Source organism: Stappia sediminis (assembly GCF_009826895.1).
Classification (GTDB): Bacteria; Pseudomonadota; Alphaproteobacteria; order Rhizobiales; family Stappiaceae; genus Hongsoonwoonella; species Hongsoonwoonella sediminis.
In genome coordinates, this window is record NZ_WUMV01000008.1 from 127,730 (window position 1) to 151,475 (window position 23,746).

A 23,746-nucleotide genomic window follows, 5' to 3' on the forward strand; every position below is an offset into this window, starting at 1 on the left:
CTTCGAGACTTGGCGCGGGCCGGGCGAGCGATTACAAGTCGAACACATGACACACGCATCCGACGAAGCCCTCAAAGCGCTGAACCTGCCCGTCTTCGAGCCGGGCTGGGTGTGGCTTGCAGGTGCCGGCCCCGGCGATCCGGGGCTTTTGACGCTGCACGCGCTGAACGGCCTGCGGCAAGCGGATGTCATCGTCTACGACGCGCTGGTCGACACCTCCATCCTCGGTTTCGCCAAGGAGGGCGCGACGGTCGATTACGCGGGAAAACGCGGCGGCAAGCCGAGCCCCAAGCAGCGCGATATCTCGCTTAAGCTGATCGACTACGCAAGGGCGGGAAAGCGCGTGCTGCGGCTTAAAGGCGGCGATCCCTTCGTCTTCGGGCGCGGCGGCGAAGAGGCGCTGACGCTGGCGGGCGCGCACGTTCCTTTTCGCATCATCCCCGGCATTACGGCAGGCATCGGCGGGCTCGCCTACGCCGGCATTCCCGCGACCCACCGCGACACAAACCAGACCGTGACCTTCCTCACCGGCCACGACCAGACGGGCCTCACCCCGTCGGCGGTCAACTGGGATGCGATCGCGAAAGGCTCTCCCGTAATCATCATGTATATGGCGATGAAGCATCTGGAGACGATCGCGGCCAAGTTGACAAGCGGTGGACGGTCTGTGGACGAACCTGTGGGTATCGTGTGCAATGCCTCGCTTGAAAACCAGGCCGTGCTTGAAACCACGCTCGGACGGGCGGCGGAAGACGTCAAGGCGGCCGGGCTGGAGCCTCCGGCAGTCGTGTGCGTGGGCGAGGTGGTGCGCCTTCGCGCCGGGCTCGACTGGCTGGGCGCGCTGTCGGGCAAGGTACTCGACCCCGACCCGTTGAAACTCGGCAAGAGCTCCGAAACCGGATGAGCGCGCGGGGGCTTATCCTTGCCGCCCCGACCTCGGGCGCCGGCAAGACGACGCTGACGCTTGCGCTACTTAAAGCCTTGAAATCACGCGGGATCCACGTTTCCTCGGCGAAGGTCGGGCCGGATTACATCGACCCGGCGTTTCATGCATCCGCAAGCGGCAGGCCTTGCGTCAATCTCGACTGTTTCGCCATGCGCCCCGCCCTGCTGCGCGAGTTGGCCGCAAGGCAGGCGCAAGATACGGATCTTCTCTTCATCGAAGGCGTGATGGGCCTTTTCGATGGTGCTGCTGACGGCAGCGGCTCCACCGCCGATCTCGCAGCCCTTTTGAATCTGCCCGTCGTGCTCGTCGTCGATGCCGCGAAACAATCGCAATCGGTAGCGGCTCTCGTGCGCGGCTTTCGCGACCATCGCGAGGGTGTGACGGTCGCGGGCGTGATCCTCAACCGCATCGGCAGCCCCCGGCACCGCGAAATGATCGAGCACGCGCTTCAGGGCATCGCGATGCCGGTTCTGGGTGCCGTACCGCGATCTGAGGCTCTCACGCTGCCCGAGCGCCACCTCGGCCTCGTGCAGGCTGGCGAACACGGCGACTTGACTGCGTTTCTGGACGCGGCGGCGGATCATGTCTCCGCCCATGTCGATCTCGATGCCCTGGTGGAAGTCGCAAGGCCCGTTTCGTCAGCCATAACCGCAACGAAACTCCCCCCGCTCGGGCAACGCATAGCCGTCGCCCGGGATGTCGCTTTCGCCTTTTCGTATCCACATATGCTGGACGGCTGGCGCGAACAGGGAGCCGAACTTTCCTTCTTCTCGCCGATAGCCGACGAAGGGCCGGACAGGGCCGCCGATACCGTCTTCCTGCCCGGCGGCTACCCGGAACTTCACGCAGGCACGCTCGCGACAGCATCGCACTTCAAGACAGGCATGAAGCTGGCTGCTGAACGCGGCGCGCTGATCTACGGCGAGTGCGGCGGCTACATGACGCTTGGGCAAACGCTGATCGACGCGGAAGGCGTGCCGCATGACATGCTGGGGCTTCTGCCGCTTGTCACAAGCTTTCGGGAGAGAAAGCTGCACCTCGGCTACCGCAGGCTGACACCTCTTGCCGAACTGCCCTTCGACACCGAATTGACGGCGCATGAATTTCACTACGCCAGCATCGTGAGCGAGGGTGATGGCGAGGCTGAGCGGCTTTTTTTCGCTCGCGATGCGCTGGGAGAAAAACGACCCGCCATGGGCCTGCGCAAAGGCCGTGTGATGGGTTCATTCGCCCATGTGATCGACAGGGTTTGAGCGGTTTTTCACCTTCCGCCACCCTCACCCCGACCCTCTCCCTTCAAGGGAGAGGGGGCGCAAGCTGAACCTTTCTCTCCATATTGCAACCTCTAAGCAACTCGAAACGTTGCAAAAAACGTTGAGCGCTAGCCGCACACTCAATCACCTTTCCCAACCAAATTACGCCTTCGCTTTCCGTTTCGGTCTCAGCACATGCACGTGATCGGCGTGATAGAGCGCGGAATCGCGGAAATCCTCGTCCGGTTCCAGCGCGCGACCGACGAAAATGAGCGCGGTGCGCGTGATCTTGGATAGGCGCACCTTCTCCCGGATGTCGGACAATGTGCCGCGAATGAAGGCCTGATCAGGCCAGCCGACCCTGTAGGCGACCACGACCGGGCAATCCTCCCCGTAAAGCGGGATGAGCTGGCGCTCGATTTCGCGCAGGTTCCGGACCGACAAATGGATCGCAAGCGTCGCGCCTGAACGCCCAAGCGTCGCCAGATCCTCGCCTTCCGGCATCACGGAGGATTTCATCGCCGTTCTGGTGAGGATCACCGTCTGGGCGATTTCGGGCACCGTCAGTTCCTGGCCCAAGGCCGCCGCAGCCGCCGCAAAGGCCGGAACGCCGGGCGTGACGTCGAACGGGATTCCAAGCGCCTTCAGCCGCCTGATCTGCTCGGCAATCGCGCCGTAAAGCGAAGGATCTCCGGAGTGGACGCGCGCCACATCCTGCCCCCGCGCGTGCGCGGCCTCGATCTCTGCCATAATCTCGTCAAGCGTCATGGGTGCCGTGTCGATGACGCGCGCCCCTTCCGGGGCTGCCTCGACAATCGCCTCCGGCACCAGCGAACCGGCATAGAGGCAGACCGGGCAACGCTCGATCAGCTTCAGCCCGCGCACGGTAATGAGGTCCGGATCGCCCGGCCCCGCGCCGATGAAATGAACGGTCATAGCTTCTCCTCGATGCGCTTGGCGTAACCGCGCGGGGTGTAGACGAATGTCTCGCCGGAGCCGCGCCTGACGGCCTTCGAATTCGACGAGCCGACGAGAACGGTCGTCAGCATGTCGACTTCATCCACCGTGAGATCGCCCAGCGTCGTCACGCGCACGGTCTGCCCCTCGCGTCCGAGATTGACGCCGAGGACGACCGGCGTTTCCGCCGGGCGGTGCTGCAACAAAATGTCCTTCGCCGCGGCAAGCTGGGTGCGGCGGCGCTTGGAAACCGGGTTGTAAAAGGCGATGACGAAGTCCCCTTCAGCCGCCGCCTTGAGGCGCTTTTCGATCGCCTCCCAGGGCGTCAAAAGGTCCGAAAGGGAGATCGCGCAGAAATCATGCCCGAGCGGCGCACCGATCAATGCGGATGCCGCCTGAAGCGCCGATATGCCTGGCGCGTTGACGACCTCGATGCGCTTTGCGGCATCGCTGACACCACCTGCGTCGGAAGGGCGGTCCAGCAGCTCGAAAACGAGCGCGCCCATGGCGTAGATGCCGGCGTCGCCCGAGGAGACGAGCGCGACGGAGCGGCCTTCGCCCGCGCGTTCGAGCGCGAAGCGAACGCGCTCCTCTTCCGCACCCAATGGAAAGGCGTGGCGCGGCTTTCCCTGGATGAGGGGCGCGACGATGTCGAGATAAAGCGAATAGCCGACGACCTCGTCCGCTTCCGACAAGAGCCTCGAGGCTTCCGGCGTGCGCCACGCATCCTGCCCCGGCCCGATGCCGATGACGGAAAGCTTGCCGCGCGCCCGGCCAACCGTGGCGGCGTCTATCGGATCATCGGCAATGGCGACCGCAACCGTCGCATTGGCGGATTTCCGCTTTTCCACCAGCAGCCTGGAATGTTGTCCTGCGGCGGCAAGGGCCGCACCCTCCGAAACGCCATGGCAACCGACTTCTGCGAATACCAATTCCGACGGATTGGCCAGACGGTCAGCCACGCGCTCCAGTTCGTCCGCCGAAAAGACGCGAAACGGAGCACTCAACGCTTGCGCAACGGCGGCCATCGCGGGCTCATCCGCCTTGAGATCAAGGCTCGCGACACAGCCGACCGCACCTTCCGAAAGGCCCGCATCGGCAAGTGCCTTGCGGACAAGCCGGGTTACTTCGGCAGGATCCGCGCCGCGCGCACAGCCCACACCGACCGCCAGCCGGCGCGGGTGATAGACGAGCGTGTCCGCGTTTCCTTCAACCGCCTTTACGCTCAGCACGAGCCGCAGCTTCGCATCGCCTTTGACGGCCATGCGCGTGGTCGACAGCCAGGCCGCATGCCCTTCCATCGCCACGGGTTCGCCCGCCAGAAGACGGGCCATGACGCCCTTGGCATCGCGAATGTTGGCGAGCCGCCAGCCTTTAGGCGGCGTGTCGAGGGCAACGCCGAGCGCGGTTTCGCCCGCCGTGGTGATCGCCGCGTGAGCATCGAGAAGAGCCGCGACGTCGCGGGCAAGCGCATTCGCCCCGCGATGGCCGCCGAGAAGCGGCACAACGCTGGCGCCATCCTCCGAAACCGCAATCACCGGAGGCTCCGAAAGCTTGTCGGTGATGACGGCGGCAAGCGCGCGGATGAGAATGCCGCTGGCGCAAACGCCGATGATCGGGCTGCCGGCCTGATAAAGCGCGCGGATCTGGTCAAGCGTATCGGAAAACGGCACATCCGTGCCGCTGACACGGTGGGCAAGCCCGTGCAGTGTCGCTTGCGGGATACCTTCGGCAAGCTTGCGTGCGGTCAAGAGGGCCGCCGGCGTCAGGACGAGAATTGCGGGGGAAGCATCCACGCTTCGTCTCCCTTGTAGATGAGGATCATCGAGAAATAGGGTGCCGCATCCACCTCGAGCCGGGCGAGCGGAACGACGTTTTCCGAAGGAAGTGTCGCGCGTTCCACGTAGCCCGCGTGCGAAAGCAGGCCCATGTCGGCAAGAAGCGACTTGAGGCGGGAAAGATGCCGCCCGACCTTCATGATGGCAATCGCCTGCGCATCCTCGATACGCCTGCGGATTTCATCATCGGGCAGCGGTCCCGGAATGACGGTGAGCACATCGTTTCGCGAGGTGAGAGGCCGCTGGAGCCTGGAGGCGCAAGCCGTGAGCGAGGTGACGCCCGGCACGATTTCGCATGGAAAACGGCCGCCCAGACGCTCGAACAGATACATGAACGAACCGTAGAAGAAGGGATCGCCCTCGCACAGCGTGACGACATCCTCTCCCTCGCGAAGGACGTGGGCGATATCTTCCGCCGCCTTGTCGTAGACGGATTTCGCGGGAAATCTCTCCACCCGCATCGGAACGACGATCGGGATTTCCAGCGCGTTTTCAGGGATGAATTCCGCCGCGATTGCGCGCGCGAAGCTCTCGCCGTCATCGGGCGCCGGATAGGCGATCACGCGCGCCTTCGAGATCAGCCGGTGGGCCTTAAGGGTCAAGAGTTCCGGATCGCCGGGGCCGAGCCCGACGCCGTAAAGCATGCCGGGCTTCGTCATGGCTTCACGAAACTCCATTGGGTGACCGGCATCAGCGGGCGCCAGCCGGTAAGCCCGCCGACGGGCGAAGCGCGCTGGATACTGAGCCGGCAAAGTTCGCCGCCATGCTTTTCGTAAGCTTTCAAAAGCACCGCCTCGCTTTCAAGCGTCACCGCGTTGGCGACGAGACGCCCGCCGGATTTCAGCGCTTCGAGCGCGGCTTCAACCACGCCGGGAGCGGTGAGGCCGCCACCGAAAAAGACCGCATCCGGCCGGGGCAGGCCTTCCAAGCCTTCGGGCGCCGAAGCATCACGCAGATCTAGCCCCGGCGCGCCGAGGGCCGCGGCATTGGCAAGCGCAAAACCGCGCCGTTCGGCATGCGGCTCCAGCGCGATGGCCATAGCGCGTGGAGATGAGCGCATCCACTCGATGGAAACCGATCCCGAGCCCGCCCCGACATCCCAAAGAAGCGCGCCCGGATGGGGCGCGAGCTTCGCAAGGGTTGCAGCCCTGATTTCCCGCTTGGTGATCTTTCCGTCATGGCGAAAAGCATCATCCGGCAGGCCGGGAACGCGGGAACGCACCGGCGTGTCGCGAACGGGCACGGCCTCTATCGCCATCAGATTGAGATCGGCGACAGTCTCGTGCCAGCTTTCGGCAATGCCCGAGACGATACGTTCGCGGGGACCGCCAAGGTGTTCCAGCACCGTCATGCGGCTTGCGCCATAGCCCTCATCGGCCAGGATATCGGCAGCAAGCCGCGGCGTTTCGCCGTCGGTGGTGAGACAAAGCAGACGCGCGCCGGGGTAAAGATGCGCCCTGAGGCCATCGAGCGGGCGGCCATGAAACGACAGCGTTTCCACATCCTGCAGCGGCCAGCAAAGCCTTGATGCGGCAAGGGAAAACGCCGACTGCGCAGGAAGCACCGTCATCTCGCCCACCGGGAAACGACGCGACAAAGTGGCACCGAGGCCAAAGCACATGGGATCGCCGGTGGCGAGTGCAACGGTCGGTCTTCCACGCCTTTGGTCGATCAGTTCAAGGCCGTCTGAAAAGGGGACGGGCCACTGCACGACTTCGCCGGGAACAGGGTCGAGAAGCTCCAGATGCCTTTTGCCGCCGATGACGAATTCGGCGGATTTCAGCGCCGATCTTGCAACCTCGGACAGCCCGGCAAGGCCGTCCTCGCCTATGCCGATCACCGTCAGCCAGGGAGCGGTCATGTGGCGCGCTCCTCCGGCAATCCTGCTGCCAGCGCGTTGACGGCGGCGGAGGCGAGCGCGGAGCCACCGCGACGGCCTTTCAGCGCCAGAAAGGGAACTCCAAAGGGGTTTTCGGCCAGCGCATCCTTCGATTCCGCCGCACCGACGAAGCCGACCGGAAAACCGAGGATCGCAGCCGGTTTCGGATAGCCTTCCGCAATGCGCTCAAGCAGGTGGAAAAGCGCGGTCGGTGCATTGCCGATGGCAACGACAGCCCCTTCCAGACGCTCGGCCCAAAGATCGACAGCCGCCGCCGAGCGTGTCGTGCCGAGCCTTTCGGCAAGGACCGGCACGCGGACATCATCGAGCGTGCAGACGATCTCGTTCCCCTCCTTGAGGTACTTACGGATAATCCCGTGTTCGACCATCTTCACGTCGGTGAAAATCGGCGCACCCGAGCCAATCGCGCGCTTCGCTTGCGAAACGATATCCCCGCCCCATGAAAGCTCGCCTACGATATCGGGCATGCCGCAAGCGTGGACGAGGCGGATCGCGACCTCCCGAAGATCTTCGGGAAAACGGTCGAGCTTTGCCTCCTCGCGCACGATGGCGAAGGACTGGCGGTAGATCGCAGCCGGGTCGCGCTCGTAGTCGTAAAGACGGGCGGGCGCGCCGGTGTCGCTCACGTTCGCCTCATGGATTTCGGCCCGAGCGGATGGTCCGCATGCGGGTAAGGATGGTGGTGATGACCGTGATTGTGGGAATGATCGTGATCGTGATGATGGTGGTGATCATCCCCGTGGTGATGATCATGGGCGTGATCATGGTGATGATGATGACCGCCTTCGCGCACCTGTTTCTCGCAGGCACCCGTGCAAATATCGTCGCAAAGATGGCATTCGGCAGACGACCCGAGCCCTTCCACATGATGGTGGTGGCTTTCCTGGCGAAGGCCGATTTCCGCCTCGAAACCAAGCACCTGCTCGCGGTATTTGCAAAGCTGGCAGTTCATCACGTTCGTGCCTTGAAGGATTTCCTCCACGCGCTCCACGAAGGTGTCGATCACCTGCGGATGGTCGTTCAGGTAGCCGGCCTTTACGAATTCGATGCCTGGATGACGCTCCGCCACCTCATCGGTGAAGGAATAGATGCGGCTGACGAGAACGCCTGTAAAAAGGAAATACGGGAAGACGACGATGCGCCGGTAACCGAGCTTCGCCGCATGTTCGAGTGCGGGTTCCACAAGCGGAAAGGTGACGCCGGAATAGGCGGTTTCCGCCCAGCCGAAGCCCATGCCTTCCCAAAGCAGGCGGGTGATCTTGGCAACGTTGGAATTGGCATCCGGGTCTGACGAGCCACGGCCCACGACGACGAGCAGCGTCTCATGCATCGGCACGTCGCCGCCCGCCGCTTCCAGCGCTTCGCGCACGCGGTCGCCGGCCGCGCGAACCATGCGCGTATCGATGGCAAGCTCGCGGCCATAATCGATGCGAACGCCCTTGTTTTCGGCCTGATAGGTGTTGAGGACCGAAGGAATGTCGTTCTTGGCGTGGCCGGCGGCAAAGAGCATGCCCGGAACGGCGAGAATGCGCGTGCAGCCAGAATCGCGCAGCTTGTCGAGGCCTTCGCGAATCACCGGTTCTGCAAATTCCAGATAGCCGTATTCGACCGGCCAGTCGGGAAAGCGTTCCTTCAAACGCTCCGAAAGGGTGGCGAACTGGCGCACGGCGGCGCGGTTGCGGCTGCCGTGACCGCAGATCATGAGACCGAGTTTCTCGCTCATCCGGCTGCCTCCGCCGTATCCGAATCGGCTTCGACCGCCTCTGCGTCTTCCATTCCCGCTTCAGCTTGCCTTTTGCGCTTCGCCTTCAGTGCGACGATGCCGGCAAGAACGGCTGATCCCGCGATCGCGGCAATGCCCGCCCAATGCGAATGGCCGGCAAGATCGCCGACATGGCCGACATGGGCATGGGCGACGGCGGGAAAGGCGACCGGCAAAAGCGCGGCTGCGGCTGAAAGAAAGGAACGAAACATGCGGAGAGACTCCCTCGTTCGGTCGAAAAGCGATTCGGCGACCAGACAGAGGGGGTGAAAACGAAAGAGGCCAAAGGCCAGCGCGCAAGCGAAAAGGGCTTGCGCGGGATCCTGCAGCTTCAGACAGCTCCGGACTGGGCCCCCGGATTGGGTCGACCGCCACCGAACTCGTTTTCAGCCCCTTACGGGACGCCGTCCTGAGTTGCCGCACGCTAGTGGAGCGGGGAGCGGCCCGCAAGAAGAAATGCGACAGCCGCCGTCGGGCAAGCGGCGTGCCGCCGCGTGAATTTTTGCCGATGGCAGCGAGCAGGCCGCAAAAGGGGCGAAATTCATTTCCAACGCGGTCATTAAAATTGCCATAGAAATCCAAACGCGATTTTCAGCCTCTTTCGCAACATTTCCTCCGTAGGGGAAAGAAAAGATCCGGGAGGGGGGATAAATGTCGGACGATTTCGCCGCGGGGCTCGCGGACGTAGCGAGCCGGGCCGAGCTCAAGGGTTTCGATTTCGCATCCGCTTCCGTCGCCCGGGTTTCCATGCGGCCCGCCCCGATCCGCCCGCACTGGATCATCGAAGGCGAACCCGTGGCGCGTGTTTCACCGCTGGCGCGTTCGATCGACGGCTTTGCGAATACCGCCGTGTGGGATTGCACCGCCGGCAAATTCCACTGGTATTACGGCGGCGACGAAGCGGTCTACATCCTCGCAGGCACTGTCGAGGTAACCGCGCCCGACGGAACCCGGCGGCTGCTTCGCGCGGGCGATACCGCCTATTTTCCCGCAGGCGCATGGTTTCGCTGGCACGTTCATGAGTATGTACGCAAGGTCGCTTTCTGCCACGCCGTGCTGCCGCCTTTCGTGCGCTTCCAGATGAAGGCGCTGAGAAAACTGCGCGGGATCGGCCAAAAGCTTTTCGGCGACGCCAGGGTGCCCGGTCGCAATTAGACCGGTTTAAGCCGCAAGTGCTGTGTTCATGTTGGCGCTACGGGACTACGCTACGTCAAAACGACGCCGCGCTTGCCGAGGAACCGCCCCATGCCCACCGACCTTGTGCTGACCGTTCTCGCAAACGACCGATCCGGTCTTGTCGAGAAACTTTCCGATGTCATCGCCGCCGAAAACGGCAACTGGGTCGAAAGCTCCATGGCGCGGCTCGCCGGCGAATTCGCAGGCATCGTCCGTGTATCGGTGGAGGATGCCCGCGTGCCGATGCTGGAAGAAGCGCTTGCCGGTCTTGGAACCGAAGGCATCTCCGTGACCGTGCGCCGGGGCGCGCCGACGCCGCCGCCGGAAGGCCGGCACGCTTCGCTTTCACTCGTCTGCCAGGACCACCCCGGCATCATCCATTCGGTGGCCGCCGCCCTTGCCGAGCACGGCGTTTCGATCGACGAACTGACGAGCGAGGTCTTTCCCGGCTCGATGAGCGGCGAGCGGATGTTCGGCGTTCAGGCCGACATCGTTCTGCCGCCCGGCACCGACGAAGGCGACCTTCGTGCCGCGCTTGAAGATCTTGCCGGCGACCTGATGGCGGAGATCGACTTCAAGAAGGAAGATTGAGGGAGATCCCGGCTCTGCGAAGCGGCATTGCATGCCGCATCGCGTCCGGGATGACATTCTTGAACGGAATCAACCCCGCCTGACCGCCACCAGATGGTTGTCCCAGGCGATGCCCGCCGAAAGGCTGAGCGCGGCGGGGGTTGAAGCCGGATCGTCCGAATAGCTCAAGCCCCCGCGCCCGTCCGAGATCAGGAAGCCGGTCTCGTCGAGCGCCGCGACACCGCAGCCGTCGGCTACGTCCTGAGCACCGAGATAGCGCCCGTCGGCAGCCGACCAGTAAAGGATACGGCTTCCGCGCGGATGCGAGGTGGCGACGACTTCTCCGCTTGCGTTGACCGCGACCGAGCCGACGTAATTGGCAAGCCGGTCCTGCACCGCATCGGGCGCGGAAAAGAGCTTCGGCGATCCCTCGCGGGTGAGCCTTGCCAGAAGCGGCGGACGGTCGCCCTCCGGCCCCTCGTACTGGCCGCCGACCCATATGCCGCCCGCACCATCCATCGCCATATGACGCAATGACAACTGATGAAGCGTCTTGTCGAGCCTGTGCGAGGCGACGATCTCGCCGCTCTCCCGGTCGATGAAGACGACCGTCGGCACCATCGTGTCGATGTTGAGCTTTTCCCTGCCCTTGTCGGGGTGGGTGAGAATGCCACCGTTTGCGACGACAAGCTTTCTCCCGTCCCCGGAAAGGAGCAGATCGTGCGGGCCGATGCCGCCCGTTTCCATCTCGCCGATGCGTGCCGGCACATCGCCGCTGACGTCATAGACGCCGAGGAGCCCGCGCCCGGCCTCATAGTCGTTTTCCGTCGCGTAGACGAGACGCCCGTTCGGCGAAAAGACGCCGTGACCGTAAAAATGCCGGCCCCTTGGCGCGGTAATGACATGCGGCTCGCGCGTGCCCGCGATATCGAACATGACCGCGAAATTGCCTGGCCTGCGGGCGAAGGCGATGCCGCGTTTTCCAGCAGGGTCGAAGGCGATGTCATGGCCCCGCTCGGGCAGCGGGATACTGACGACCTCGAAGCCTTCGGGCGTCACGACGGCGATGGAGTGGGTGCCGTCCGCCCCGCGCCGCGCACCGGCGAAAAGCGGCTCATCCGGCGACGGGTCGTAAAGGCCAGCCGCCAGCACCGGCGTTTTCGAAAACGCCAGGCCCGCCGAGCCGGCAAAAAGCATCCGCATGAGGTGGCGGCGGTCAATCTCCGTCGAGCGCATTGAAGCCTCCTGAAAGTTCCAGATATCCGGCAAGCTGCTTTCCCATGAGGTCGCGGAAATTGGCTGTGCCAAGCGCGATTACTTCAAGCCGCCGGCGGGCTTTCTCATCGCCAAGAACGGCGGAAAGCGGCTCGGAAAATCCGTTGAGCGCATCGACGGCAAGCTTGTTTTCAAATGAGAGGGAACCTGAAAGCCAGCGGCCATCCTCAGGTGCCGCTTCCACGAAGCCGCCGGCTGCTATCGCCTCGCCCAAGGCGCCGAGGCCCCCGGCAAGATAGACGAACTCGTTTCCGCTTCTGGAAAAGGGCGCACGTGCCGCGCGGGCGCGCGGGTCGCTCTGTTCAAGCACACGTTCCAGAACCTGATCCCGCAAGAGCGCAAGGCCCGTCAACAACGCGTTGAAGACCTCCTCTACGGCTTCCTTTTGCGTTTTCACGAGGGGGTTTTCCGGCGAAGGGCTCAAGAGCAGGCCCGTCTGGCCCTCGCCCTTCCCGTAAGCTTCTTTCAGGTTTTCCGCCGTGTTCGTGAGCCTTGCCGCAATCGCCCCGGCATAACCGCAGGCGAAAGCGCCCTTTTCGCTTGAGCCGTCAAGCACGACATCGCCATGGGAAGAAAACGCCACCCATTCGAGCGCGGACAGGCCCTGAAGCGCGACGCTTTTTTCGCGCAAGCCCTCGGGCTTCGTGGCCTTTGGATCGGGCTTTGCCATGAGTCTGTCGACCTGACGGCGGACGACGCTGCGCGCATCGGGAATGAAGGCGAGACGCTCCAGCCGGTTTTCATCCGCCAGCGCGCCGAAGCGCAGGACAGCGACGCGCACATAGGCATCCACGCTTTCGCGGAAGGCGTTCGCGAATGCGGCTTTCTTCTCCGCCGAGGCCGGATCGGCGCAGGCAGCGTCAATCGCCTCGGGCAGTTTCGCGAAGGTTTCGGCCAGCACGGCGGATTTCGGCACCGCGTAATTCTCGACGAGGTTCCTGACGATTGGCGAATAGTCGATCGTGGGCTGGGCGGAAACAGGAACCGCGAGTAGCGAGAGAGCGGCGAGGGCCAAAGCGACCCGCGCGAAGACGTTGGTTAGCCGGTTATGGATACCGGGTCTGGCCGGTGGCTGCACCTCTCCCCTGGTGGGAGAGGCCGGCGCGGAACGTGCCGGGTGAGGGGGGCAAAGATTGTATTTTTTTTGCGGACGCCGCACACCCTCACCCTGACCCTCTCCCTTCAAGGGAGAGGGAACCAGCGCGCGGCTATCGCTCAGGCGAAACCAGAAACGTTTTCCTGGACCGAAGGCCGTATGGTCGGACGCAGGCTTATTTGAACAACCAGACGCCTCCACTCGGAAATGACGAACCGAGGCGCTTGAAATCGACAAACCGATACCAAATAAACGCATGAAGCCTCACAGGGATTTCAGGAAACGAACGAGCACGTCGCGGTCTTTTTTCTCAAGCGACGCATAGGCATTTTTCGCCGGTTCCGCCTCGCCGCCGTGCCAGAGGATCGCTTCTTCCAGCGTCCGCGCGCGCCCGTCATGAAGATAGCTTTCCTGCCCGCTCACCGTTTCCGTCAGGCCGATGCCCCAAAGCGGCGGCGTGCGCCATTCCGCCCCGCTGGCGCTGCCGACCGGGCGGTTGTCGGACAGCCCCTCGCCCATGTCATGCAGGAGGATGTCGGTGTAGGGCCAGATGAGCTGGAAGCGATGCGCCTTTATGTCCGCCTTGCGCGATGTCACATATTTCGGCCGGTGACAGGAGGCACAACCGAGATCGTGAAAGACCGCCTTTCCGGCAAGGACTTCAACGTTATCGACATCGCGGCGTGCGGGAACGGCGAGATTGCGCGAATAGAAATCGACAAGCCGCATCACCGGATCGGGTGCCTCGCTCGCCCCGAGATGCGCCTGTTCGCCCGTCGGCATGACGCGGCATTCCGTCTGCGCCTTGGTACAGTCGCCGTAGTTCAGGGGCACATCGGGCGTGGAAATGCCAATGTCGCCGGCAAACGCCCCGGCGGACTGGGCGCGCACGGAAGGAGTGGACGCCTTCCACCCGTAACGGCCGATTGTTCTTTCCCCCGTCGCGGGATCCGGCACCCAGCTGATGCGGCCCGAGATGCCGTCGCCGTCGGCATCCTCAGGATCGGCCATCGCAAGGATGTCGCCCGGGTGGATCGCCTGGATAAGGCCGAGGCCGATCATCTGCGGGGCAACGCGCGGCGAAGTCATGACGTCATCCGCCATCGGCCCGAAGCCGAGGTCCGTCATGCGATAGGTCGGCTTTCTGAGCGAAACGACGGTTCCGTCGCCGAGCGTGACGCCGAATTCCTCATAGTCGACCTCAAGCCGCCCCTCCGACTTCAACCCCGGCACGGCGAAGGTCTGGAACTGGCCGCCGTAGGTCGGCTCCGGAATCGATAGCACGGCGCCGCTTTCGACCGCTTTCCTCTGCTCCTCCGTCTTCGGCGGAACGGAAAGACGCAGGAAGAGAGCCACCGCATCCTCCCCCTCGCGCGGCGGGTGGCCGCGACCGTCTTTCAAATGACAGCCCTGGCAGGAGCGGGCGTTGAAGAGCGGCCCGAGCCCGTCCGAGGCTTGCGTGGAAGAGGGCGACGACACCCAGAGCTTGCGGAAGAGACCGTTGCCGACCGCGAAATCCTGCTGCTCCTCGAACGAAAGGTTCTGGGAAGGATGGGAGAAGGCGTTGGCGTTGATGTGCTTTTGCGACGTCGCGGCGCCTGCGCTCATCCGCTCGAAGGGCTCCGCCTTTTCAAGGTCGACATCCGACTTCAGCACCCTTGCAACGCGGGCGCGGTCCTTCGGGATCAGGTCATCGCGATGAGCAAGCGGACCGGCGTCGCCCGCAAGCGTGGGAACGGAGAAAAGCCCGAGCGCGAAAAGCCCGGAGGCGAGGATCGGAAGAGATTTCTTCAGCATGCTTTCTTCACGACTTTTCCGTCAGCGGAGAAGGACGGGCCATTGCGGAGACAGCGGCCCGTCATGTTTGCCGGATATTTCATATGGATCGCAGGCCATCCGTCCAAGGCCTGCGATCCGGGGATGCGAGCGATCAATCGAAGTACCTCGCCAATCCCCCTCACCCGGTGCTTCGCACCGACCTCTCCCACCAAGGGAGAGGTGAGCGCGAGTTGCGAGGTATCGACCTGGGTGCGATGCTCAAATTTGCGGAACGCATGCAAAACGACCATCCGATCTCCCGTGCGCTCCGCCATTCCCGCTTTGCGGCCTACTGGAAGACGGCGTCCACGTTGTCGAGGCTGTCGGAGCCTTCGAACGCGATCCCGTCCAGTTCAAGCGCCGCAACGGCGCGTTCTATCGCGCGGGTCTGGTCGACGAGACCGTCAATCACCGCCTGGACGACGGCATTGCCCTCGTCGTTGCCCTCGCCGATCATCTGGTCGTAGGCCTCGGTCGTCTCGGCGCGCGCCTTCATGGCAAGAGCCTTTTCGACCGTGGTCTCGATCTTCGCCGTGACTTCCTTCGCAAGCCCGGGATCCTTCGCGGCCACGAGATCGCGCAGCGAAGCACCCTTTGTCAGATCGCCGTCCGGCCCCTCGTAGCGGCCGAGCCAGACATTTTGAATGCCGAGCACGTCATCGAGATGCGACATATGCGTGTTGTCGGAGAAGCAGTCATGTTCCTCTTCCGGATCGTGCAGAAGGAGGCCGAGCTTCATGCGCTCGCCGGCAAGCTCGCCGTAGGAAAGGGAACCCATGCCGGTGAGAATGGTCGCGACACCGCCGCCTTCGCCTTTTTCGGCAAGCTCCTTGCGGGCAGCCCCTTCCGGCTGCCAGGCGTCCGCCATCTCCTTCAGGTCGGCAAGCAGAAGATCGGTCGCGGCCTTGAGATACTGAGCGCGTCGATCACAGTTGCCACCGGTGCAATTCGCTGGATCGAAGTCGCTCGCCGGGCGCGCACCCGCACCGGCATCCGTGAAGTTCAGGTCCTGCCCCCAGAGCAGGAACTCTATCGCGTGATAGCCGGTCGCCACATTGGCCTCGATTTCGCCGGCCTCCTGAAGCTTTCCGGACAAGAGTGCCGGCGTGATCGTGCGCGCATCGATCGTCTCGCCGCCGAGCGTCAGGCTGGCGTTGGCGACGACATTGGCTGTGTAGAACGGGTTTTCGGGCGATTCCGAGCCGTAGGTGTCAGCCACATAATCGATGAGCCCCTCATCGAGCGGCCAGGAGTTCACCTTGCCCTCCCAGTCGTCGACGAAAGCATTGCCGAACCGAAAGACCTCCGTCTGCTGGTAGGGACGGCGCGCTGCCTTCCACGCATCGCGGGCGGCGGCAAGGTTTTCTTCCGTCGGTGCGGCGAGAAGCGCATCGACCGCCCGTGCCATCGTTTCCGCCGTGTCGAGCGAATCCCGATAGGCGGCCTCGGCGATATCGGCGTAGGTCGTCAGCACGTCCCCGGCATGAACCTCGCCGTCGTGGGCGAAGGCAGGCGTCGCGACAAGGATAGCTGCGCTCGCGATGAGCGTGGCTTTCAGACGCATTGGTGTTCCTTTCGGTCTTCTTGTTCGGTGGATTTCTTAATCCCGGCTCAATGCCGGACCGATGGCGGGACTTCTCCGAGCTCCGCAAGCTCGGGAACGCCAATGCGAGGCAAGCGGCCCGTGCGGGCGCTGCCGAAGGCGCAGCAGGAAAGCGCGGCAAAGGCGCCGCGCGAAACATTTCCAGATGACATCGCATCCTCCAATAAGCGAAGTTAAAGGCCCCGCCACCAAAGGGAGCGACGCGAAACAGCGCGCCGCATGCGCCACACAAAAATATAGCTGACTTTTATAGTCAAGTTTATTCTTCAAGAGTTTCAATAGGTTATAATCGTTCTAATGTGAAATAATTCTAATGAACATCGCCCGGAACTAAAGCCCGGCGAATGCCGGATGAAAATTCTCAGCTTTTTCAGCTCTTTCGCCCGACGAGCTGCAGGAGCGCGCGGTGCAGGCTCGCGCGAAGGTCGTCGTCGAGCGGGCTCATGAGTTCGGCCTCCGCCATGTGGATACGCTCCCGGATCGAAAAGAACCAGTCCGCACCCTCCGACGAGAGCGAATAGCCGACCTTTCGCGCATCGCCCCGAACGGGCGCGCGCAGGAGGATTTTGCGGTCGACCAGAGGCTTCAGCGCCGTCGTCAGGACGGAAGCTGAGGTCGACATGGCGGCCGATACCTCGCGGTGGGTAACGCCTTCGTTGCGGGAGACGAGCTCAAGCACCATGAACTGAAGCGGCGTGATGTCCTCATCCGCGAAGACGGCGGAAAACACCTGCTGGCCGCGCAGGAAGGCATGGCGCAGCAGATGCCCGACAAGATCGTTCAGGATCCCGCAGTCGAGATCCGCAGGGGCCCGCGATGTGGCCGCTTCAGTCAAGTGTCGCCCCTAATGGCACGATCCGCTCCCTCGCGTTGAGCGCGTCGACGGCGAAGCCCGCCGTCTGCTTGTAGGCGTTCGCCGTTTCCTCAAGCTCCTGCCTGCTCATGACGTCATGGATATCGGCGAAGCCGTCCGGCGCCTTTTCCTCCACGATGTCGAGCACCTTATCCGGACCGTCGGCGCGATTGAGCATGACGACCTTCGCCGTTGCCGGACGCCGATCCGCCTCATAGGCGCGAAGGGCGGCAGGCGAGAGGCCGTGGACGAGAAGCTCGCGAGTAAGGACACGGGCATCCAGGATCGCCTGGCTCGCGCCGTTGGAGCCGATCGGGTACATCGCGTGCGCGGCATCGCCCATCAGCGTCATGCGCCCGAAGGTCCATTGCGGCAGCGGATCGCGGTCGACCATCGGATATTCGTAGATGCTTTCGGCGCCCTGGATGATCGCCGGCACGTCCAGCCAACTGAAATGCCAGTTTTCGAAGCTCGGCAGGAAATCCTCCAGTCTGCCCGGCCGGTTCCAGTCCTCCCGCCGCCAGAGATAATCGTCGGGAAACTTGAGATCCGCGATCCAGTTGATGAGCGAACCGTTCTCGCCCTCGTCGGCGATCGGATAACAGACGAACTTGCGGGGCTTGCAGCCGGCCATCGCCATCGTGCGCCCGGTGAGAAAACGCGGACCGCGGGTCACGCCGCGCCACATGACCGTGCCGCCCCAGGCGGGCGGCCCCTCGTCCGGATAAAGTGCCGCGCGCGCGCTTGAGTGAATGCCGTCGGCGGCGATGAAGAGCGAGCCCGGCACCGTGCCGAGCGAAGCACCGTTCGCACGGTTCGCGAGGTCGACCTCCACGCCGTCACCCGTCTCGCGCCAGCCTTCGACAAAAGCGCCGGTGAGAACGGCATCTTCGCCGATGCGCCGCCGCACTTCGTTGAAGAGCAGCATCTGCAACTTGCCGCGATGGATGGAAAACTGCGGCCAGTTGTAGCCTGCCTCAAGCCCGCGCGGCTCCGACCAGATGAGCTTGCCATGAGTGGAGAAATAGGCGACTTCGCGCGTGCGCAGGGCGATCCTGTCCAGGTCGGCGAGGAGGCCCATCTCGTCAAGCTCGCGCACCGCATGGGGCTGAAGGTTGATACCGACGCCAAGCGGCTTTAGCTCCTCGACCGCCTCGAAAACCTTTACCGGGACACCGACCTCGTGAAGGCTGAGCGCCAGCGTCAGACCGGCGATGCCGCCGCCCGAGATGAGCACCGTCATGGGCTTGCCTCCGCAAAAAGGGAATGCGGAGCCCGGCTTCCGCCGGGCTCTCTTTATTGTGTATCGCCTCAGTTCCCTTCGGCGTATTTGGCGATCATGGCCCTGGCATCCTCGACCATCGCCGCGCCGTCATAGCCCTTGGCCGAGACATCCTCGATCCAGGCATCGACCACGGGGGCAGCCGCTTCCTTCCAGCGGGCGACCTCCTCGGGCGGGAGCTTGATGATCTCGTTGCCGGACTTCTCGGCAATCGCCATGCCCGGAGCATCGCCCTCGTCCATCACGCGGCCGACCCATCTGGACACCTCGCGCCCGCTGTTGGCGTCGATCACCGCTTTCAGGTCGTCCGGCAGGCTTTCGTAACGATCCTTGTTCATGGTGAAGACGAAGAACGCCGTATAGAGGCCGCGGTCGCTGTCGAAGTCGGTATGGGTATCGACAAGCTCCGACACCTTGAGCGGTGCGGTGACTTCCCACGGGATGACGGTGCCGTCGATAACCCCCTTCGACAGCGCCTCGGGCATGGCGGGAACGGGCATGCCGATTGCGGTGGCACCCAGCTTTTCCAGAAGTGCGGTGGTCTGGCGGGTCGGGCCGCGCAGCTTCAGCCCCTGCATATCCTCAAGCTTGTGAACGCCTTCGCCCTTCACATGCAAAAGGCCCGGCCCATGAACGTGGGCGGCGATCATATGCGTGTCCTTGAACTCGTCCTGCAGGTATTTCTCGTAGAAGTCCCAGGCGGCCTGGCTCGTGGCCTCCGCCTTCGCCGGCATGAAGGGAAGCTCGAAGGCTTCCGTGCCAGGGAACCGGCCGGGCGTATAACCGGGCAGCGTCCAGATGATGTCGACGACGCCGTCCTTCGCCTGATCGTAGAGTGCGGGAGGTTTTCCGCCGAGCTGCATGGCGGGATAGACCTCGACCTTGATGCGCCCGTCGGACTCCTTTTCCACCTTCTCCGCCCAGGGCGTGATGAAGTTCTTCGGCACCGGCGCCTGCGGGGGAAGGAAGTGATGCACGCGCAGCGTCACCTCCTGCGCATGGGCATTCGCCGCAGCAAAAAGGATCGCCGCGCCCGCAAGGGCGGCTTTCAGGAAACGCTTCATGATTTTCCTCCCGATCAGTCTTGTCTTTCCTACGTCCCGGATCCCGCCGGTTCGTCCGGGTTGCCAGGATCGTTTATCAGGTAAACGATCTTGGCCGACGTAATCTTCAACGTCAATCCTGGAACGAAAACGCGGCTGAAACGTTTGACACGGCAGACGGGAAAACGCCCGAAGCCGGGTTCTCAACAGACCTTGGAACCGGCCTCAAGACCACTCGGCGGCGCAGAATTCCGCGCCTGCCCGATCATTAGGCAAATGACGTATGGATAATGGGCTTGGGTTTGCCCGAAATCTTTGCAATGCTTTCAATAACAAGAACATCGGGGGTCGCATGGAGGAACGGCAATTCTTCGACGAGATGCTGGACGAAAGCGGCGGAGCCCGCGCGCCCTATCGCGACCTCGCAAAATGGCTTGAGGGCAAGAACCCGGCCGAGCTGAAAAAGAAGTCCCGCGAGGCGGAAGTCATATTCCGCCGCCTCGGCATCACCTTCGCCGTCTACGGAACCTCCGAGGCGACCGAACGGCTGATCCCCTTCGACATCATGCCGCGCATCATCTCCGCCTCCGAATGGCGCAGGCTTTCCGCCGGCATCGACCAAAGGGTCAAGGCGCTCAACGCATTCCTTCACGACATCTACCACCGCCAGGAAATCATCCGTGCGGGCCGTGTCCCGGCGGACCTCGTCATCCAGAACGAGGCGTTCTTGCCCGAGATGATCGGCTTCACGCCGCCGGCGAAGGTTTATGCCCACATAATAGGCACCGATATCGTGCGCGTGGGGGCAAACGAATTCTACGTGCTGGAAGACAACACCCGCACGCCCTCCGGCGTTTCCTACATGCTGGAAAACCGCGAGACGATGATGCGGCTCTTCCCCGAGCTTTTCCGCACGCACCGGGTGGCGCCGGTCGAGCACTACCCCGATCTCCTCAAGGAGACGCTGAAGAGCGTGGCGCCCGACGGCGTCGACGACCCGACGATCTGCGTGCTCACCCCCGGCATCTTCAACTCCGCCTACTTCGAGCATGCCTTCCTTGCCGACACCATGGGCGCCGAACTCGTGGAAGGGCGCGATCTTTACGTGGAAGGCGGAAAGGTGTGGATGCGCACGACCCGCACGCCCCAGCAGGTGCACGTGATCTACCGGCGCATCGACGACGCCTTCCTGGACCCGCTGACCTTCCGGCCCGAATCCATGCTGGGCGTGCCCGGCCTCTTCGATGCCTACCGGGCGGGCAATGTGACGATCTGCAACGCGCCGGGAACGGGAATTGCCGACGACAAGGCGATCTACGCCTATGTGCCGGACATCATCGAATTCTATACCGGGCAGAAGCCGATCCTGAACAACGTGCCGACGTGGAACTGCGCCAAGGAGGACGACCTGAAATACGTTCTCGACCATCTGGCCGAAGTGGTGGTGAAGGAGGTGCACGGCTCCGGCGGATACGGAATGCTGATCGGACCGACCTCCTCCAAGCGGGAACTCGCCGAATTCAGGAAACGGCTGGAGGCCAACCCGAAGAACTACATCGCCCAGCCGACGCTCTCGCTTTCCACCTGCCCGACGCACTCTTCATCCGGGGTCGCCCCCCGGCATGTGGACCTCAGGCCCTATGTGCTGGTGGGGGACAAGGTGCGCATCACGCCCGGCGGACTTACACGCGTTGCACTCAAGAAGGGATCGCTCGTCGTCAACTCAAGCCAGGGTGGCGGCACGAAAGATACATGGGTCCTCGAAGACTGAAGAAAAAAGCCATGCTCGGCAGAACCGCATCCTCGCTCTTCTGGATGTCACGCTACAACGAGAGAGCGGAGAACATGACCCGCCTGCTCGAGGTGGCCTATCGCATCGCCATGACGCCGCGCTATGCATCCGATGCCGAAGAGGACTGGCGCTCGACCCTGGTAAGTGCTGGATGCTGCTCGGGTTTCGAGGAAAAATACAGCGAGTTCACGCAGAAAAACGCGATCAACTTCCTCCTGTTCGACCAGGACAACCCGTCCTCCGTGCGATCGTCCATCGAGCAGGCGCGGCACAACGCGCGTTCGGTACGCACCGCCATAACCTCCGAAATGTGGGAAAGCCTGAACGAAACCTATATCGGCTTTTCGGAAGTGCGCCCGCAGCACATGAGCGACGACAAGCTGCCCGACTTCCTCAACTGGGTGAAGCAGCGGGCCATGCTGTTCCGCGGCGCCCTGCTCGGCACCCTGATGCGCAATGACGGCTACTATTTCTCGCAGCTCGGCGCCTTCATCGAACGCGCCGACAACACGGCGCGCATCCTCGACGTGAAATACTGGATCCTTTTGCCCGACAACGAGGTGATCGGCGGAAGCCTCGACACCTACCAGTGGTCGACCATCCTGCGGTCGGTTTCGGCCAACCGCAGCTACCGGCACGCCTACAGGGATTCCAGCCTGAAGGCCTTCAACGTGGCGGAGTTCCTGATCCTCAGAAAGGAAATGCCGCGCTCGCTCGCCTATTGCTACGACTGGATCGAGGACTGCATGGCCGACCTAACGGAAGGTTACGGCGAGAAGCTTCTCAGCCACGACATGGCGATCGACACGCACGGTATCCTGACCCAACAAACGATGGAAGAAATCTTTCAAAGCGGCCTGCATGAATTCCTGACCGACTTCATCGCCCGCAACAACGGGCTCAGCCACCAGCTGTCAGCCGACTACAACTTCGCCTGAACGACAACGCTCAACCGACCGGGAGACGACAAGAAAATGCGCCTCGCCGTCAATCACACGACCCGATACCGCTACGGCGAGCCGCTGGCGCATACCATCCAGCAATTGCGCCTGACACCGGAGGACGGGCCGGCACAAAAGGTGATCGATTGGACGATCGAGGTGCCGGGTATCGACGAAGCCGCGACCTACCGCGACGCATTCGGCAATCTCGTGCATATCGTCAGCCACCGCGAGCCGATGAGCGAGGTCACGATCACCGCGCGCGGCATCGTTGAAACGCAGGACCTTTCCGGCGTCATCGGCAGGCCGCCCTGCCCGGCACCCGACATCGTCTTCACCCGCGAAACGCCGCTGACCAAGCCAAACCAGGCGATCCGGCGCCTCGGCGCCCTTGCCGAAAAGGACGACATGCTTTCCGGTTTCCACGACCTGATGGCGGCGATCGGCGACAAGGTCATGTATCGTGTCGGCGTCACCGAGGTGCATGCCGCCGCCGCCGACGCACTGGCCGCCGGCGAAGGCGTGTGCCAGGACCATGCGCATATCTTCATCTCCGCCGCCCGGTCCATCGGCGTGCCGGCGCGCTACGTCTCCGGCTACCTGCTGTTGAGCGAAGAGCTGGAGTCCGAAGCCCATCACGCCTGGGCGGAAGTGTTGCTTCCGGGCCTCGGTTGGGTGGGATTCGACATTTCGAACGGCCTTTGCCCGACAGATCACTATATCCGGCTGTCCATCGGCCTCGATTCCCGTTCCGCGGCGCCGATTCGCGGGGTACAATTCGGCGGAATCGACGAACGCCTGCAGGTCGAGGTTTCCGTGTCGCAAGACCAGCAGCAATTCCAGCAGCAGTGAACCGTCTTGCGGCTGGCGTATTGGCCGCCGCGCTGACACGACAGGACGACATATGACCTATTGCGTGGGTCTGAAACTCGACCGCGGGCTCGTTTTCGCCTCCGACACCCGTACCAACGCCGGCCTAGACAACGTCGCCACCTTCAAGAAACTGACCGTTTTCGAAAAGAAGGGAGAGCGGGTGCTCGTCCTTCTGTCGTCGGGCAACCTTGCCGTCACGCAAGCCGTCGTCAGCCTGCTTACCGAGCAGATGAACGACCCGGAAGCGAAAGGCCCCACACTGATGACGGCGGAGACCATGTTCCAGGCGGCGCGCGTGGTGGGAAGTGCGGCGCGTACCGTGAAGAAGATCGACGGCGAGCAACTTGAGGTGAACGCCGAAAGCTTCCTCGTCAGCTTCATCCTGGGCGGCCAGATCAAGGGCGAGGAGCCGCGCATCTTCCAGGTCTATGATGCCGGGAATTTCATAGAGGCAAGCGAGGACACGCCCTTCCTGCAGATCGGCGAGCACAAATACGGCAAGCCCATCCTCGACCGGGTGACGCAGCACGACATGCGCCTGGGCCAGGCGGCGAAACTCGTGCTCCTGTCCTTCGATTCAACGCTGCGCTCCAACCTTTCGGTCGGCATGCCGATCGATCTCCTGCTCTACAACACAGACAGCTTCACCGCCGAGCGCCAGATGCGCATCGAGAAGGACAACCCCTATTTCTCGCAGCTTTCGGAGCTCTGGTCTGAGAAACTGCGCGCGGCGGTGGCGGATATTCCGGATTTCGAGATCTGATGACG

General features: G+C 63.1%; 24 protein-coding genes. 8 read left to right on the forward strand and 16 right to left on the reverse strand.

Annotated features, from left to right (window positions below; translation table 11 throughout):
* Nucleotides 1-46: 46 nt before the first annotated feature.
* Nucleotides 47-904, forward strand: a complete 858-nt coding sequence (gene cobA, locus GR183_RS17040; RefSeq protein WP_160776880.1) for a uroporphyrinogen-III C-methyltransferase — start codon at nucleotides 47-49, stop codon at nucleotides 902-904.
* Nucleotides 901-2,199: a cobyrinic acid a,c-diamide synthase CobB gene (locus GR183_RS17045; protein WP_160776881.1), complete on the forward strand. Its 1,299-nt coding sequence runs from the start codon at nucleotides 901-903 to the stop codon at nucleotides 2,197-2,199. Before cobA ends, GR183_RS17045 begins: the two co-directional genes overlap by 4 nt.
* Nucleotides 2,200-2,361: 162 nt before the next feature.
* On the opposite strand, the gene cobM is transcribed toward GR183_RS17045, so the two are convergent.
* From cobM to GR183_RS17080, 7 genes are read right to left on the reverse strand one after another with little or no spacing between them, the layout of a single operon-like run.
* Entirely contained in the window at nucleotides 2,362-3,135 is a 774-nt protein-coding gene (gene cobM, locus GR183_RS17050) for a precorrin-4 C(11)-methyltransferase (protein ID WP_160776882.1), read from the reverse strand.
* Nucleotides 3,132-4,952 carry a precorrin-3B C(17)-methyltransferase gene (gene cobJ / locus GR183_RS17055; protein WP_160776883.1) on the reverse strand — a complete coding sequence of 607 codons (1,821 nt, stop codon included), beginning with the start codon at nucleotides 4,950-4,952 and terminating at the stop codon, nucleotides 3,132-3,134. The genes cobM and cobJ overlap by 4 nt, the downstream gene beginning before the upstream one ends.
* Nucleotides 4,922-5,653, reverse strand: coding sequence for a precorrin-2 C(20)-methyltransferase (gene cobI, locus GR183_RS17060; RefSeq protein WP_208999894.1), 732 nt, complete (start codon nucleotides 5,651-5,653; stop codon nucleotides 4,922-4,924). Before cobI ends, cobJ begins: the two co-directional genes overlap by 31 nt.
* Nucleotides 5,650-6,855, reverse strand: a complete 1,206-nt coding sequence (gene cbiE / locus GR183_RS17065) for a precorrin-6y C5,15-methyltransferase (decarboxylating) subunit CbiE (RefSeq protein ID WP_160776885.1) — start codon at nucleotides 6,853-6,855, stop codon at nucleotides 5,650-5,652. Before cbiE ends, cobI begins: the two co-directional genes overlap by 4 nt.
* Nucleotides 6,852-7,520 carry a precorrin-8X methylmutase gene (locus tag GR183_RS17070; protein WP_160776886.1) on the reverse strand — a complete coding sequence of 223 codons (669 nt, stop codon included), beginning with the start codon at nucleotides 7,518-7,520 and terminating at the stop codon, nucleotides 6,852-6,854. The genes cbiE and GR183_RS17070 overlap by 4 nt, the downstream gene beginning before the upstream one ends.
* Nucleotides 7,517-8,617, reverse strand: a complete 1,101-nt coding sequence (locus GR183_RS17075; protein WP_160776887.1) for a sirohydrochlorin chelatase — start codon at nucleotides 8,615-8,617, stop codon at nucleotides 7,517-7,519. Before GR183_RS17075 ends, GR183_RS17070 begins: the two co-directional genes overlap by 4 nt.
* Nucleotides 8,614-8,868 carry a DUF6732 family protein gene (locus tag GR183_RS17080; protein ID WP_160776888.1) on the reverse strand — a complete coding sequence of 85 codons (255 nt, stop codon included), beginning with the start codon at nucleotides 8,866-8,868 and terminating at the stop codon, nucleotides 8,614-8,616. The genes GR183_RS17075 and GR183_RS17080 overlap by 4 nt, the downstream gene beginning before the upstream one ends.
* A 439-nt stretch (nucleotides 8,869-9,307) precedes the next feature.
* Here GR183_RS17080 and GR183_RS17085 point away from each other — a divergent pair, with 439 nt between their 5' ends.
* Nucleotides 9,308-9,811 carry a cupin domain-containing protein gene (locus tag GR183_RS17085; RefSeq protein ID WP_160776889.1) on the forward strand — a complete coding sequence of 168 codons (504 nt, stop codon included), beginning with the start codon at nucleotides 9,308-9,310 and terminating at the stop codon, nucleotides 9,809-9,811.
* A gap of 90 nt (nucleotides 9,812-9,901) precedes the next feature.
* Nucleotides 9,902-10,423, forward strand: a complete 522-nt coding sequence (locus GR183_RS17090) for a glycine cleavage system transcriptional repressor (RefSeq protein ID WP_160776890.1) — start codon at nucleotides 9,902-9,904, stop codon at nucleotides 10,421-10,423.
* A 69-nt stretch (nucleotides 10,424-10,492) separates the two neighbouring features.
* Here the strand turns inward: GR183_RS17090 and GR183_RS17095 are convergent, their stop codons facing one another.
* From GR183_RS17095 to GR183_RS17135, 9 genes are all read right to left on the reverse strand, one after another.
* Nucleotides 10,493-11,638, reverse strand: coding sequence for a DUF1513 domain-containing protein (locus GR183_RS17095; RefSeq protein WP_160776891.1), 1,146 nt, complete (start codon nucleotides 11,636-11,638; stop codon nucleotides 10,493-10,495).
* A complete protein-coding gene (locus tag GR183_RS17100) occupies nucleotides 11,619-12,755 on the reverse strand; it encodes an imelysin family protein (RefSeq protein ID WP_208999895.1) in 1,137 nt (378 codons plus the stop codon). The genes GR183_RS17095 and GR183_RS17100 overlap by 20 nt, the downstream gene beginning before the upstream one ends.
* Before the next feature lie 282 nt (nucleotides 12,756-13,037).
* Nucleotides 13,038-14,570, reverse strand: coding sequence for a di-heme oxidoreductase family protein (locus GR183_RS17105; RefSeq protein ID WP_160776893.1), 1,533 nt, complete (start codon nucleotides 14,568-14,570; stop codon nucleotides 13,038-13,040).
* Nucleotides 14,564-14,866 carry a hypothetical protein gene (locus GR183_RS17110; protein WP_160776894.1) on the reverse strand — a complete coding sequence of 101 codons (303 nt, stop codon included), beginning with the start codon at nucleotides 14,864-14,866 and terminating at the stop codon, nucleotides 14,564-14,566. The genes GR183_RS17105 and GR183_RS17110 overlap by 7 nt, the downstream gene beginning before the upstream one ends.
* Before the next feature lie 14 nt (nucleotides 14,867-14,880).
* On the reverse strand, nucleotides 14,881-16,155 hold the full coding sequence (locus tag GR183_RS17115) for an imelysin family protein (RefSeq protein WP_160776895.1): 1,275 nt from the start codon (nucleotides 16,153-16,155) through the stop codon (nucleotides 14,881-14,883).
* 47 nt (nucleotides 16,156-16,202) lie between these two features.
* Nucleotides 16,203-16,346, reverse strand: coding sequence for a hypothetical protein (locus GR183_RS17120; protein WP_160776896.1), 144 nt, complete (start codon nucleotides 16,344-16,346; stop codon nucleotides 16,203-16,205).
* 218 nt (nucleotides 16,347-16,564) lie between these two features.
* Entirely contained in the window at nucleotides 16,565-17,029 is a 465-nt protein-coding gene (locus GR183_RS17125) for a MarR family winged helix-turn-helix transcriptional regulator (protein WP_160776897.1), read from the reverse strand.
* Nucleotides 17,022-18,290, reverse strand: a complete 1,269-nt coding sequence (locus tag GR183_RS17130) for a flavin-dependent oxidoreductase (RefSeq protein WP_160776898.1) — start codon at nucleotides 18,288-18,290, stop codon at nucleotides 17,022-17,024. The genes GR183_RS17125 and GR183_RS17130 overlap by 8 nt, the downstream gene beginning before the upstream one ends.
* A gap of 68 nt (nucleotides 18,291-18,358) precedes the next feature.
* A complete protein-coding gene (locus GR183_RS17135) occupies nucleotides 18,359-19,393 on the reverse strand; it encodes a TRAP transporter substrate-binding protein (RefSeq protein WP_160776899.1) in 1,035 nt (344 codons plus the stop codon).
* Between the two features lie 331 nt (nucleotides 19,394-19,724).
* On the opposite strand from GR183_RS17135, the gene GR183_RS17140 reads away from it, so the two are divergent.
* Genes GR183_RS17140 through GR183_RS17155 form a run of 4 tightly spaced genes read left to right on the forward strand, consistent with a single transcriptional unit; the run spans nucleotide 19,725 to nucleotide 23,741 of the window.
* The gene (locus GR183_RS17140) at nucleotides 19,725-21,143 is read left to right on the forward strand and encodes a circularly permuted type 2 ATP-grasp protein (protein ID WP_160776900.1); all 1,419 of its coding nucleotides are present in this window, start codon (nucleotides 19,725-19,727) and stop codon (nucleotides 21,141-21,143) included.
* Between the two features lie 11 nt (nucleotides 21,144-21,154).
* Nucleotides 21,155-22,102 carry an alpha-E domain-containing protein gene (locus tag GR183_RS17145; protein WP_160776901.1) on the forward strand — a complete coding sequence of 316 codons (948 nt, stop codon included), beginning with the start codon at nucleotides 21,155-21,157 and terminating at the stop codon, nucleotides 22,100-22,102.
* 36 nt (nucleotides 22,103-22,138) lie between these two features.
* Complete coding sequence (locus GR183_RS17150; protein ID WP_160776902.1) at nucleotides 22,139-22,957, forward strand: transglutaminase family protein; 819 nt, start codon at nucleotides 22,139-22,141, stop codon at nucleotides 22,955-22,957.
* A 52-nt stretch (nucleotides 22,958-23,009) separates the two neighbouring features.
* Entirely contained in the window at nucleotides 23,010-23,741 is a 732-nt protein-coding gene (locus GR183_RS17155; protein WP_160776903.1) for a proteasome-type protease, read from the forward strand.
* Nucleotides 23,742-23,746 lie beyond the last annotated feature (5 nt).

Bases quoted from the DNA above. Each gene is read 5' to 3' on its own strand.
- cobM (WP_160776882.1), bottom strand. From the start codon at position 3,135: ATGACCGTTCATTTCATCGGCGCGGGGCCGGGCGATCCGGACCTCATT.
- GR183_RS17115 (WP_160776895.1), bottom strand. From the start codon at position 16,155: ATGCGTCTGAAAGCCACGCTCATCGCGAGCGCAGCTATCCTTGTCGCG.
- GR183_RS17045 (WP_160776881.1), top strand. From the start codon at position 901: ATGAGCGCGCGGGGGCTTATCCTTGCCGCCCCGACCTCGGGCGCCGGC.
- GR183_RS17155 (WP_160776903.1), top strand. From the start codon at position 23,010: ATGACCTATTGCGTGGGTCTGAAACTCGACCGCGGGCTCGTTTTCGCC.
- GR183_RS17135 (WP_160776899.1), bottom strand. From the start codon at position 19,393: ATGAAGCGTTTCCTGAAAGCCGCCCTTGCGGGCGCGGCGATCCTTTTT.
- GR183_RS17090 (WP_160776890.1), top strand. From the start codon at position 9,902: ATGCCCACCGACCTTGTGCTGACCGTTCTCGCAAACGACCGATCCGGT.
- GR183_RS17095 (WP_160776891.1), bottom strand. From the start codon at position 11,638: ATGCGCTCGACGGAGATTGACCGCCGCCACCTCATGCGGATGCTTTTT.
- GR183_RS17110 (WP_160776894.1), bottom strand. From the start codon at position 14,866: ATGGCGGAGCGCACGGGAGATCGGATGGTCGTTTTGCATGCGTTCCGC.
- GR183_RS17105 (WP_160776893.1), bottom strand. From the start codon at position 14,570: ATGCTGAAGAAATCTCTTCCGATCCTCGCCTCCGGGCTTTTCGCGCTC.
- GR183_RS17150 (WP_160776902.1), top strand. From the start codon at position 22,139: ATGCGCCTCGCCGTCAATCACACGACCCGATACCGCTACGGCGAGCCG.
- GR183_RS17085 (WP_160776889.1), top strand. From the start codon at position 9,308: ATGTCGGACGATTTCGCCGCGGGGCTCGCGGACGTAGCGAGCCGGGCC.
- GR183_RS17140 (WP_160776900.1), top strand. From the start codon at position 19,725: ATGGAGGAACGGCAATTCTTCGACGAGATGCTGGACGAAAGCGGCGGA.
- cbiE (WP_160776885.1), bottom strand. From the start codon at position 6,855: ATGACCGCTCCCTGGCTGACGGTGATCGGCATAGGCGAGGACGGCCTT.
- GR183_RS17145 (WP_160776901.1), top strand. From the start codon at position 21,155: ATGCTCGGCAGAACCGCATCCTCGCTCTTCTGGATGTCACGCTACAAC.
- GR183_RS17130 (WP_160776898.1), bottom strand. From the start codon at position 18,290: ATGACGGTGCTCATCTCGGGCGGCGGCATCGCCGGTCTGACGCTGGCG.
- GR183_RS17075 (WP_160776887.1), bottom strand. From the start codon at position 8,617: ATGAGCGAGAAACTCGGTCTCATGATCTGCGGTCACGGCAGCCGCAAC.
- cobA (WP_160776880.1), top strand. From the start codon at position 47: ATGACACACGCATCCGACGAAGCCCTCAAAGCGCTGAACCTGCCCGTC.
- GR183_RS17120 (WP_160776896.1), bottom strand. From the start codon at position 16,346: ATGTCATCTGGAAATGTTTCGCGCGGCGCCTTTGCCGCGCTTTCCTGC.
- cobI (WP_208999894.1), bottom strand. From the start codon at position 5,653: ATGACGAAGCCCGGCATGCTTTACGGCGTCGGGCTCGGCCCCGGCGAT.
- GR183_RS17080 (WP_160776888.1), bottom strand. From the start codon at position 8,868: ATGTTTCGTTCCTTTCTTTCAGCCGCAGCCGCGCTTTTGCCGGTCGCC.